Source organism: Pseudoxanthomonas sp. P4_B2, from assembly GCF_056402315.1.
The window spans coordinates 199,396-211,708 of record NZ_JBFUHQ010000007.1 but is presented as its reverse complement, the minus strand read 5'-3'; the positions used below and the strand labels follow the sequence as shown (position 1 = coordinate 211,708).

Below are 12,313 nucleotides of genomic sequence, written 5' to 3'. Positions count from 1 at the left end.
TGGGAGAAGGAAAGCAATTAATCCGCCCAACGGCCCGGCATGGTCGATACCGGCAACACCTGCGCCGACAACGTGCGGTCGTTGCCCAGCACGTCGATGGCGTCGCCCAGGATCGACGCCGATTCGCGCAGCAGCGGATCAGGACGCTTGTCGGCCAGTTTTTCGCGGGCGGCGTCCTTCACGATATCGCGCTCGTTGGCGCCCAGGCCGTCATCGGCCGCATCGTCGGCCAACGGATCCAGCGCGAGACCAAGAGTTTTGCGTTCGGCCTGGCGCTCCTTGCGCTGGGTGTCTTGCTTGTCGCGTTCGGCGCGGCGCTCGGCTTCGTTGAGCGACACGTATTTCTTGGCGGCTTCGGCGCGGAAATCGCTGACGTCCTGCGACCACCACTGGAATTCCTTGTCCTTGGCCACGCGTGTGGCATGCAGCGCTTCCAAACGCGGCAGCAGCGGCGCGAAGTTGCCGTACTGGGTGTGCGGAACCGCGGCGATCTTGGTCCACGGCAACGCGTTGTCGTAGGTGCTCTCGCCGTACTCGGTGGCGTCCACGCTGACCGGGAAGGCGATATCCGGCACCACGCCCTTGTGCTGGGTGCTGCCGCCGGCAACGCGGAAGAACTGTGCGATGGTCAGCTTGACCGAACCGAAGCGCGGCGTTTCATTGGCCGGCCAGCGATCCAAGTCGGCCAGGTTCTGCACGGTACCCTTGCCGAAAGTGGTTTCGCCGATTACCAGACCGCGTCCGTAATCCTGGATGGCGCCGGCGAAGATTTCCGATGCCGAGGCCGAACCGCGATTAGTCAGCACCGCCAACGGACCGTCCCATGCCACGCCCGAAGTACGGTCAGCATTGACGGTGACGCGGCCGCCGGATTCGCGCACCTGCACCACGGGACCCTTGTCGATGAACAGGCCGGTGAGCTCCACCGCTTCGTCCAGCGAACCGCCGCCGTTGTTGCGCAGATCCATGACCACGCCATCGACGTGGTCGGCCTTGAACTGGACCAGCAGCTTGGCGATGTCGCGCGTGGCCGAGGTGTAATCGTTCGGATTCTTGCGACGGCCTTCAAAGTCCTGATAGAACGCCGGCAGCTTGACCACGCCAATGCGGCGCGCCGGTTCGCCATTGGCGGCCGGCAGCTCGATGGTCTCGGCCTTGGCCGCCTGCTCTTCCAGCTTGATCTTCTGCCGGGTCAGCGTGACCTGCACGTGCTTGCCGTCCACGCCGCTTTCGGCGGGGATGTATTCCAGCCGCACTTGGGTGTCTTTCTTGCCGCGAATCTGCGCCACCACGTCGTCGATGCGCCAGCCGATCACGTCGGTCATCGCGCCGGATTTTCCCTGGCCGACCGCGACGATGCGGTCGCCCGGCTTGAGCGTGCCGTTAACGTCGGCCGGACCGCCGGCGATGATCTCGCGGATCACCACCAGGTCGTCCTGGCGCTGCAACTGCGCGCCGATGCCTTCCAGCGACAACGACATGGACTGGTTGAAGTTCTCCGCCGTCTTCGGGGTGAAGTAATCGGTATGCGGATCGATCGCGTTGGTGTAGCTGTTGAGGAAGGTCTGGAACACGTCTTCGCTCTTCAGCTCATTGACGGTGCGCTGATAGGTCGCGTAGCGCTTGTCCAGGGTCTTGCGGATCTCCTCGGGCTTCTTGCCGGCCAGTTTCAGGCGCAGCCAGTCGTTCATCACCGATTTCTTCCATACCTCATCCAGCTCTTGCGTGTCGGCGGCCCAAGGCGCTTTCTCGCGATCGTATTCCCAGCGTTGGTCGCCGGTGAAATCGAAGTTCTGCTTCAGCAAGGTGCGCGCGTAGGCGACGCGCTGGCCGACGCGCTGCTTGTACACGGCGAAGATGTCGTAGGCCGGCTCCAGTTCGCCACTGCGAATAGCGTCGTCCAGTTCGGTTTTGTAAGGGCCGAACTTGGCGATATCGGCGGCGGTGAAGTACTGCTTGCCGCCGTCCAGGGATTCGAGATAACGCTTGAAGATGTCTTGCGACAGCGCATCGTCCAGCGCACGCGGGCGATACGCGTAGCGGCTGTCGGATAACAGGCCGTACACCTGTTTGGAGGTGGAGGCCTGGTCCGCGGTGGGCTCGGCGGTACCGGCCAGCGGCTCGCCGTCGGCACGCGCAAGCAGGGCGAGCGGTGCGACCAGAGCCAGGGAAAGGAGGGCGACGACGGGACTCTTCAATTTCATTCGGCTACTCGTTGGCCGCTATGGCCTGTGGGGATGCTGCGGAAAGCTCTGACCTGGCGACAGTGCCGAAAGTTGCGGCACCGGCGCCTTCCTTTGCAGCCTAGCGGCGCGGCGCCCGGGAAATGTGAACGCTTCGTTTCCGCACCGAGCGCGTTAGGGGCTCGGTTCAGTCGGCGACGCCGGCCTGCTTGGCCTGCAGGTCGGCATGATAAGACGAACGCACCAGCGGGCCGGAGGCAACATGGCTGAACCCCAGCGCCTTGCCGTAGCGCTCCAGCTCGGCGAATTCGTCCGGCGTCCAGTAGCGCAGCACCGGGTGGTGGTGGGCGGTGGGCTGCAAGTACTGGCCGATGGTGATCATGTCCACGTCGTGCGCGCGCAGGTCGCGAAGGGTGGCCTGCACCTGCTCCATGGTTTCGCCCAGGCCCAGCATGATTCCGGATTTGGTGGGCAGCTGCGGATGCTGCTGCTTGAACTTCTGCAACAGGGTCAGCGACCATTGATAGTCGGCGCCCGGACGGACGTTGGTGTACAGATCCGGCACGGTTTCGATGTTGTGGTTGAACACGTCCGGCGGGTTGACCGCCAAGATCTCCAGCGCTCGGTCCATGCGGCCCTTGCCGCGAAAATCGGGGGTCAAGATCTCGATGCGCGTGCCGGGGGAATGCTCGCGGATAGCGGCGATGCAGTCGACGAAGTGCTGGGCGCCGCCGTCGCGCAGATCGTCGCGGTCCACTGAGGTCACCACCACGTACTTCAAGCCCATGTCGGCGACGGTGGTGGCCAGGCTGAGCGGTTCGCCGGCGTCGGGCGGCTTGGGACGGCCGTGGGCCACGTCGCAGAACGAGCAGCGGCGGGTGCAGACCTCCCCCAGGATCATGAAGGTGGCGGTGCCGTGGCTGAAGCACTCGTGGATATTGGGGCAGCTGGCTTCTTCGCAGACCGTGACCAGGCGGTTTTCGCGTAGCTTGGCCTTGAGCCGGGCCACCGAGCCATCGCTAGGGATGCGCACGCGGATCCAGGAAGGCTTACGCAGCACGGGAGCATCCAGGAACTGGACCGGCGAGCGCCCGATCTTGTCGCCGCCCATCTGTTTCACACCAGCCTGCAGCGCGCCCGTCTGGAGCGCGCTGGTGTCCAGCGACGGCGCGGCAGGGGCGTTCGAAGTTAGGACTTGAAGGGGTATTTCCCGGGAGGAAATCGGGCGGGCGCCGGCATCGTTGCTCATGCGGCGATTCTAGCCCTTTAGCCACCGCAGAGGCAGTCGCGCCGGGCATGGGGGCGGGAAACAGTGATCCACCGGAATTGTGGCCAAGCCTGTGGCGAACCCTGCGAACCGTGCCTGGTGGGCGCCCGGCTATGGTGGCCGTGGCGCGGGCAAAAAAAAGCCCGCAACGGCTAGGCCAATTGCGGGCTTGCTCCCTCCCCCACGTCGGGATGCGGCCGCATCGTGAAGGACGCTTCGCGGGTCTTGCACGCTGCACTGCAAAATAGAACTAGGGGGTTTAGTAGTGAAGCTTCGGCGTCGGTTCCGTGATAACGGTTACAACCCTTGTGCGAACTGGAGTTGGCCCGCTTCCGGGCGCTGACCGACGCTTTCGGCAGAGTGGGACACGAACCCTCCGCACAGAAAAATGAATAGGCGAATCACCTTTTTAGTGCGCACTGCAACTGCTCTTTACTTCATTCATCGAGGTTCTAAAAGCTTCTCGGTAGCTCGCCGAGCCGACGCACCGCGCGGCATTCTGCTGCTGGCTATCTGGCGGCCAGGTGATGCGTCCAGCCACCTAGCTGGCGACGACTGATACCGCGTTCGATGTAGGTCGGGGCTACGCCCCCGACCTACAAACGACACGTCTTAGCGTCGCTGATCGTCCGCCGCTATGTCCAAACGCAGGATCCTGCGCAACTCCAGAATCGCCGCCGGCGTCTCCTGCACACTATGGCCGGACGGGATGGCCTTTTCCGAAAGCGCGCCGTCCAGATGCGAACTGCTGTAGGGAACCAAGCCGTCGCTGGACTGCGCCAGCGGCACCGAGGGATCGTGCCAGCCGACGATGCTGTGGTAGGGCAGTCCCGCTTCGATCGGCAGATCGACGGTGCTACGCATGAACAGCGAGCCAGGACTGAGATCGTCCGGCCCGGTCGGCGGTCGGTCCTTGTGGAAACCTATCCGCTGGAGTTCCTGCTCGTCGATTTTGTTGCGTTGAAACAATTCGGAGGTGTCGCGCAAGACGGTGAAGGGCAGCCGGATCGCGCGCCGCACCAGGCGCAACGCCCAACCTTCGCTGACCTCGGCGCCCCGATGCGGCGTGGCCAGGAACACCGCCCGACCGACTTCAGGCAGCGGGGGGAACACGGTCAGTTCGCGCACCATCGGCTCCTGCGCCAACGCCGTAGCCTGCGCCGCCGGAAACGATTGCAACAAGCGCTGCAACACCTGCTCGCCACTGTCGCTGACCAGCAACCGCGCGATCACTCCGCCCATGCTGTGACCGACCAATACGGCGCCGTGGCTGGCGCGGTCGTCGCCTTCCGGATCGAAATGCATGAACGTCGCGCGCAAGGCCTCATCGATGCGCGCCCGGCTGTTCAACAGGCTCAGATTGGTCGGGTAGAACACCTGCCAGACCTGGTAGTGCCGACGCAATTCGTCGTCGCCTAGCAATTCGTTGGCCAGGTTCACCCAGGCTTCCGGACTGCTCGCCAATCCATGCACCAGGATCACCACGCGCTTGTCCGGATCGTAAGGTTGGGTGAGATAGACGCGCGGATCGAAAGGGCTCTGCTGGCGCGGACGCAGCAGACTGGAAAGACTCAACCGCGCCAGTTGCGAACGCGCCAGCCACACGCCGTAGGCGGCCGAGAAATTCGCCGCCAACGGAACGCTGCGGCCGGCGATCGTTTCCTGTTCGTAGCGATAGGGGTTGTAGACGTCGATATGCACGTCCTCGGTCGCCAACACTTCGGCCAGGGTCTCGCCCTCGAAGCGCAGAGTGCTGGTCACCGGCACGTAGCGGGTGTCGCGATACGGCGGATCCGACGGTGCGGTTCCCGCAGCCGGTGCGGGCGCTTTCAAGGGCGGGAACACTGCCACCAGGCTGCTGCCGAAGCCATCGCGGCCGTATACCGCGCGTAGGTTGTCGAAACCCAGCGTGTCCGATGCCAGCAGCATCTCGGGCGTATCGTCCTGCTTGCGGTCGAAACCATGCAGCGAGATACGCAAGCGGAGGTTGTGGATTTGTTGGATCTGGTCCGGCGCGCTTTTGCGCGCATGTGCGACCTCGAACAGCGATTGCGCCGTGACCTCCACCGCGCGGTTGTACAGACGCAGCACGCGTCCCTGCCGCGATTCGAACACACGCTGCTCAGGCGTGCGCGCGGTCATGAATAGATAGGCGTAAGCCCAGCGCGCGGTATCCATCGCCTCATGCGCGGCCACTTCCGGCGCCGCCTGAATCGCCTCCGCCGCCGCCTGCATGCGCAAGGTGCGTACCTCGGCGATGGTCGCCAACCAGGTTTCTTCCGGCACCGCTTTTCGCAGTTGCCCAGCGCAGGGCTCGGGCTCGCGCCGGCAGGTCTCCGCGTCCAGTCCAGCCGAGGTCAGACTGGAGGCCGCGTCGGCGCTGAGCCGGCCGCTGCCGAGCACATCGGCGCGACGCGCGAGATCGGCATCGCCCGCGCGCTGCTCCCTGACTTTGACCACCGCGCAGCCGTTGAGCAGCGCCAGCGTCAATAGCGCGCACGCCAGCGCTCCGGTTTTTCGCGAATTTCCGTCGACGATCATCATGTCCTGGTCGAATGTCCTGGCGGCACGCCCGCAAGCGGCGGGTCTAGCGTATGCGAAACGCACCTAAACGAAAGGCCCGCACGGGGCGGGCCTTTCGAGATTGCAACACGGGGTCGCAGTGCGGGATCAGAAATCCATACCGCCCATGCCGCCCATACCGCCACCGCCATGACCGCCGCCGGCCGGCTCTTCCTTCTTCGGCGCTTCGGCCACCATCGCTTCGGTGGTGATCATCAGGCCTGCGATGGACGCCGCGTTCTGCAGAGCCGAACGGGTGACCTTGGTCGGATCCAGGATGCCGAACGCGATCATGTCGCCGTATTCGCCGGTCGCGGCGTTGTAGCCGTAGTTGCCGGTACCGGCAACTACGTTGTTCAACACCACCGACGGCTCTTCGCCGCAGTTGGTCACGATTTCGCGCAGCGGCGCTTCCATCGCACGCTTGGCGATGTTGATGCCGTGGTTCTGGTCTTCGTTGGCGCCCTTCAGGTCACCGATGGCCTGCAACGCGCGGATCAGCGCGACGCCGCCGCCCGGGACCACGCCTTCTTCCACCGCAGCACGCGTGGCGTGCAGGGCGTCTTCGACGCGCGCCTTCTTTTCCTTCATCTCGATCTCGGTCGAAGCGCCGACCTTGATCACGGCCACGCCGCCGGCCAGCTTGGCCACGCGTTCCTGCAGCTTCTCGCGGTCGTAGTCCGAAGAGGTTTCTTCGATCTGCGCTTTGATCTGCTTGATGCGGGCTTCGATGCCACCGGTTTCGCCGGCGCCGTCGATGATGGTGGTGTTTTCCTTGGAGACCTGGATCTTCTTGGCGCGGCCCAGATCCTGCAGCGTTGCCTTCTCCAGCGACAGACCCACTTCTTCGGAAATCACCACGCCGCCGGTCAAGGTGGCCATGTCTTCCAGCATCGCCTTGCGACGGTCGCCGAAGCCGGGCGCCTTAACCGCGCAGACCTTGACGATGCCGCGGATGGTGTTGACGACCAGAGTCGCCAGCGCTTCGCCTTCCACTTCCTCGGCCACGATCAGCAGCGGCTTGCCGGACTTGGCCACGCCTTCCAGCACGGGCAGCAGATCGCGCACGTTGGAGATCTTCTTGTCGTACAGCAGGATGAACGGGTCATCCAGGTCGACCGACATCGACTGCTGGTTGTTCACAAAATACGGCGACAGGTAGCCGCGGTCGAACTGCATGCCTTCGACGACGTCCAGTTCGTTGTCCAGGCCCGAGCCTTCTTCAACGGTGATCACGCCTTCTTTGCCGACCTTCTTCATCGCGTCGGCGATGATGTTGCCGATCGACTCGTCGCTGTTGGCCGAAATGGTGCCGACCTGGGCGATGGCCTTGTCGTCGGCGGTGGGCTTGCTGATCTTCTTCAGCTCGGCCACGGCGGCGATGACCGCCTTGTCGATGCCGCGCTTGAGGTCCATCGGGTTCATGCCGGCGGCGACCGCCTTGGAACCTTCGCGGATCAGCGCCTGGGCCAGCACGGTGGCGGTGGTGGTGCCGTCGCCGGCGTTGTCGGAGGTTTTGGAAGCGACTTCCTTCACCATCTGCGCGCCCATGTTCTCGAACTTGTCGGCAAGTTCGATTTCCTTGGCGACGGAGACGCCGTCCTTGGTGATGGTGGGAGCGCCGTAGCTCTTCTCGAGCACGACATTGCGGCCCTTCGGACCCAGGGTGGCCTTGACGGCGTTGGCGAGGATGTTGACGCCGCGCACCATGCGGGCGCGCGCGTCTTCACCGAAACGGATTTCTTTGGCGGACATGTTGGAACTCCAGAAAATTGATGGGTAACAGGTCTTCTCGTTTTGTAGATCCGAGCTTGCTCGGATGCTTTCCTGGTAGAGGCAAGAGCAGCCGAGCAAGCTCGGCTCTACAAATCAAAAGGGATCAACCGAGGATCGCGAAGATGTCGTCTTCTTTCACCACCAGGTAGTCGGTGCCATCCAGCTTCACTTCAGTGCCGCTGTACTTGCCGAACAGGACCTGGTCGCCGACCTTGACCTTGGGCGCGCGGACGGTGCCGTTGTCCAGCGCCTTGCCGTCGCCGACAGCGATGACGTTGCCCTTGATGGGCTTCTCGGTGGCGGAGTCCGGAATGACGATACCGCCAGCGGACAACTTCTCTTCTTCGACGCGCTTGATGACTACGCGGTCGTACAACGGCTTGATATTGCTCATTTCAATCCTCTTAAGTGATTGATTGCACTGGGAAAGGGGCGGCGATGTTAGCACTCGTACCGGGTGAGTGCTAGCAATGCAGACAGAAAAAACCCCGGCGACGCCGGGATGTTAGACAGATGGGGTGCCCGCAGACCCTATTCAAGGGCCAACCCAAGGCAAAAAAAGAGCGCGCATGACAGGGGCATGCGCGCTCTCGTGGAGATGGTGTCGTGTCCCTGCTAGGCCTACCTCACCCTGCGCCTCTCCCCCCGCCGACGTCCTGTCGAAGCCGACTTCCTGCCAGCAGGGCTACAAATACCAATCCGGCCACGTCGTGGGAAGACAGGGGCAGGACAAAAAGGGACTAAATGGGGTTAGTTTCGGTACCTTGCAGGCGTAACTCTTCAATTATGTTGAGATAAATTGCAGAACTGCTACCAAAAGCAGACACCATGTGTCTAATATTGGTCACCTGCTTAGTGTTGGTAGCCTTTTGACTTCTGTGGGACGTATTGTCTCCGGTAAGGTAGGGTTCCCACCGAGATGCTAGGCCAAGGAGTGCCGATGATTCAGCAAGAAAGGATTCGTCTGGCCCGCCGCGCTGCAGGGATGTCGCAGAAACAATTGGCCGAGGCCGTAGGCGTACAACGCAGCGCTGTCAGTCACTGGGAAGCGCCCCTGGGAAAGAACCCCAGCGTCTCCCACCTGCGCAAACTGGCCGAAGTGACCCAGGTGCAATTCGAGTGGCTGGTGACCGGCCGCGGCGAAATGTCCCTGTCGCGCGAAGTCCAACTGGACTCCATCGCCACCGCCGACGCCCTGTTGATCGAAGACCCGCTGGAGTTCCGGCTGGTGCATGCGTTCCGCGAGGTACCGCTACGCGCCCGGGTTTCATTGTTGGAAGTCATGGAGGAATTGGCGGCGCAGCGAACCGGCCGCGCCATCGGCCGCCGCAACGGTTCGCGGTCGGGAATTCCCGTCACCGGTTAACCTTATGAACTGCGGCGCGCGCGCGCGGTCGAACACGACCGCTTCATTTTGCGCCGCCCGATGAGGAAAACCGATCCGATGACCCGCCTGCCACGCCTGCTGGCCCTGCTTGCCTTCGCTCTTCCGGCGACGCCGGCCTTCGCCGTGAGCGAAGCGGAACTGCTGCCGGTGGACCAAGCTTTCGCGTTGACTGCCGTCGCGCCCAGCCGTGACCGCATCGAAGTGCAGTGGAAAGTTGCCGACGGCTACTACCTGTACCGCCATCGCATCGACGTGCAGGTCGACGGCGACGGCTTCCAGGCCGGCAAGCTGCAACTGCCCAAGGGCAAGGCCTATCGGGACGAATTCTTCGGTGACGTGGAGACTTATCACGAGGACCTGACCGGCGTACTCGCCGGCGAGGCGGCCGCCGGTGCCGATAGCGTGGCGCTGAAGGTGAAGTACCAGGGCTGCGCGGACGCGGGCATCTGCTACCCGCCGCAAACCCGCAGGCTGGTGGTGAAGCTGCCCGCTGCCGGTGGCGCTAGCGGACTCCCCAGCCCGCTCGGGGCCGCCAACGCCGGAGGCTTGCCACGGTTCGGTCAAGCGGCATCGTCCACCTCCGGCGCCATCGAGGCCTTGCCGTTGCCGCAGGAGCAGGCGTTCGCCTTCGAAGCCATCGCCTACGACGGCAACCAGTTGCTGCTGCGCTTCACTCCGGCGCCGGGCTACTACGTGTATCGCGACCGGACCTCAATGAAGCTAGAGGGCGCGAAACACATCGCGCTTGATCGCCCGCGCTGGCCCAAGGGCCAATCGCATCGTGACGAACATTTCGGCGAGGTGGTCGTCTACTTCGAACAGGCCGAAGTACCAGTCCCATTGCGACGTAGCTCGGGCGAAGCCGCTGACGCCACGTTGAAGGTGACCTTCCAGGGCTGCCAGAAGGACGGCATCTGCTACCCGCCGATGACGCGCGCGGTGAAGCTGAAGATTCCCAAGGGCGAAGTGACTTCCACCGCGGACGCCGGCGAAACCGCCGATGCGCCACTGATTCCCGCCTTACCCGGCGCAAGCCCGAACGCCACTTCGCCCGCTTCGGATTCCGGCGCTGGCCTCGCTCCTGCAGCAATGGGCGCCGATGCGCCGCAGGAAGTCGCCCGCACCTCCCCTCCCGCCGACGTGCTGCGTAAGGCCGGCAAAACGACCAGCGTGTGGCTGGCGCTGCTGCTAGCGCTCGCCGGCGGACTGGTCCTCAACCTGATGCCGTGCGTGCTGCCGGTGCTGTCGCTGAAGGCCTTGTCGCTGGCCGACAGCGGACGCGGCGGAGGCCATGCGCGCGCCAGTGCGCTCTGGTATACGGCCGGCGTGCTGCTGAGTTTCCTTGCCATCGGCGCCATCGCCCTGGCCTTGCGTGCGGCGGGCCAAGCGCTGGGCTGGGGTTTCCAGCTGCAGCAGCCACTGGTGATCGGAGCGTTGGTGTATCTGATGTTCGCGGTGGGCCTGAGCCTGTCCGGCGTGTTTGCCCTAGGCCATCGTTTCGCGGGAGCTGGGCATGAACTCACCGCCCGCAGCGGCCCGGCTGGGGATTTCTTCACCGGCGTGCTGGCGGTGGTGATCGCCAGCCCGTGCACCGCGCCGTTCATGGGCGCTGCGCTGGCCTTCGCCTTCGCGGCGTCCACGCCGGTAGCGTTGCTGGTGTTCGTGTTCCTGGGTCTGGGCCTGGCGCTGCCGTTCCTGCTGATCGGTTTCGTGCCGGGACTGGCGCAACGCCTGCCCAAGCCGGGCGCGTGGATGGAAACGTTGAAGCACTTCCTGGCCTTCCCGATGTACCTGACCGCGGCCTGGCTGCTGTGGGTGCTGGGCAAGCAGCGCGGCGTGGATGCGATCGGCCTGGCGTTGGTTGGACTGGTGCTGCTGGCGCTCGGCTTATGGTGGTACCAACGCCTGCGCCTGCAGGTCGCACCGCTGCGTCGCACGCTGGCGGTGTTGCTGCTGCTGGCCTCGATCGTGCCGTTGGCGCTGGTGCATCGCCTTCCGCGCGAGACCGCCGGCCCGACGGCAATAGCGGGTGAAGAGGCAGTTCCGTACTCGGCGGCGAAACTGGCGGCACTGCGCGCCGAAGGCCGCGTGGTCTTCGTCGACATGACCGCCGATTGGTGCGTGACCTGCAAAGCCAACGAGAAAGCGGTGTTCGGACGCGAGGATTTCCGCGCTTCGATGAAGCAGGCCGATGCCGTCTTCATGCAGGGCGACTGGACCAATGTGGACCCGGCCATCACCGAATTCCTGGAAGCCCACCAGGCCGTGGGAGTGCCGTTGTACGTGGTGTTCCCCAGCGATGGCGGCGAAGGCGAAGTGCTGCCGACCGTGCTGACCCAGGACCGGGTAGCCGAGGCGCTGGCGCGCGCGAAGCGATGAAACTGACCACCGCGCGCGTACTGGTGGTTGCGGTAGCGGCCGGCGCGCTGGGTGTGCTCGCTAGCCTGTGGTGGAGCGGAAGCCCGCTGCTGCGCACCGGCACCACGATGGAGAGTTCCGCACCGAAGCCGCCAGCCGGCGTGAAGCCAGCCCGATCGGGCGAACCGATGCCGACGATCGAGCTCCCGGACCTGCAGGGACGAATGCAATCGCTGCCTCGCGCTTATGCAGGACGGCCTTTGCTCATTAATGTATGGGCCAGCTGGTGCGGACCCTGCATCGAGGAGATGCCGGAACTGGATCGATACGCTGCGACCCAGGGTCCGACGGGCGTACAGGTCATCGGGCTGGCGCTGGATACGCCGGAGAACATCCGCGAATTTCTCGGTCGGGTGCCGGTGACTTATCCGATCCTGGTGGATACGCCTGGCCCCGCAGACGCCAGCGTGTGGCTGGGAAACGGCAAAGGCGTACTGCCATATTCGGTACTAGTGGACGCCGACGGCAAGATCCTGAAGCAGAAGGTTGGTCCCTTCGCCCCCGGCGAAATCGACGGCTGGGCCCAGTAGGTCGGGGCTACGCCCCCGACGCTCTGGACCCTTCGGACGCCTTGGAGCCTTCGGAGCCCTGACCCTTCGAGCGCTCACGCCCGGCGCCAACCATCACCACAAAAGCCAAAGCGTCGGGGACGTAGCCCGACCTACGCAATTCAAATGACCGCTTAAAACACCAGTAACTTCTGCGAACTGGACAGTATTG

The 12,313-nt window shown here is 64.1% G+C and carries 8 protein-coding genes; 3 read left to right on the top strand and 5 right to left on the bottom strand.

Going from position 1 to position 12,313, the window contains the following annotated elements; translation table 11 throughout:
- Nucleotides 1–17 precede the first annotated feature (17 nt).
- The 5 genes from AC1DTQ_RS16925 to groES form a co-directional block, all read right to left on the bottom strand.
- A complete protein-coding gene (locus tag AC1DTQ_RS16925) occupies nucleotides 18–2,204 on the bottom strand; it encodes a carboxy terminal-processing peptidase (protein WP_477851072.1) in 2,187 nt (728 codons plus the stop codon).
- Nucleotides 2,205–2,370: 166 nt separating this feature from the next.
- Nucleotides 2,371–3,432, bottom strand: a complete 1,062-nt coding sequence (gene lipA / locus AC1DTQ_RS16920) for a lipoyl synthase (RefSeq protein WP_477851070.1) — start codon at nucleotides 3,430–3,432, stop codon at nucleotides 2,371–2,373.
- A gap of 630 nt (nucleotides 3,433–4,062) precedes the next feature.
- Entirely contained in the window at nucleotides 4,063–5,994 is a 1,932-nt protein-coding gene (locus tag AC1DTQ_RS16915) for an esterase/lipase family protein (protein ID WP_477851069.1), read from the bottom strand.
- A gap of 126 nt (nucleotides 5,995–6,120) precedes the next feature.
- On the bottom strand, nucleotides 6,121–7,767 hold the full coding sequence (gene groL, locus AC1DTQ_RS16910; RefSeq protein ID WP_477851068.1) for a chaperonin GroEL: 1,647 nt from the start codon (nucleotides 7,765–7,767) through the stop codon (nucleotides 6,121–6,123).
- A 124-nt stretch (nucleotides 7,768–7,891) separates the two neighbouring features.
- Nucleotides 7,892–8,182 (bottom strand): co-chaperone GroES, encoded by a 291-nt coding sequence (groES, locus tag AC1DTQ_RS16905; protein ID WP_093285903.1) that lies wholly within the window; start codon nucleotides 8,180–8,182, stop codon nucleotides 7,892–7,894.
- A gap of 546 nt (nucleotides 8,183–8,728) precedes the next feature.
- Between groES and AC1DTQ_RS16900 the strand changes: the two genes are divergently transcribed.
- The 3 genes from AC1DTQ_RS16900 to AC1DTQ_RS16890 all read left to right on the top strand — a co-directional run bounded on the left by AC1DTQ_RS16900 (nucleotide 8,729) and on the right by AC1DTQ_RS16890 (nucleotide 12,123).
- A complete protein-coding gene (locus tag AC1DTQ_RS16900) occupies nucleotides 8,729–9,154 on the top strand; it encodes a helix-turn-helix domain-containing protein (RefSeq protein ID WP_477851067.1) in 426 nt (141 codons plus the stop codon).
- Nucleotides 9,155–9,232: 78 nt separating this feature from the next.
- Nucleotides 9,233–11,554, top strand: coding sequence for a protein-disulfide reductase DsbD family protein (locus tag AC1DTQ_RS16895; protein ID WP_477851065.1), 2,322 nt, complete (start codon nucleotides 9,233–9,235; stop codon nucleotides 11,552–11,554).
- Entirely contained in the window at nucleotides 11,551–12,123 is a 573-nt protein-coding gene (locus AC1DTQ_RS16890; protein WP_477851064.1) for a TlpA family protein disulfide reductase, read from the top strand. Before AC1DTQ_RS16895 ends, AC1DTQ_RS16890 begins: the two co-directional genes overlap by 4 nt.
- The last annotated feature ends 190 nt before the right edge of the window (nucleotides 12,124–12,313 follow it).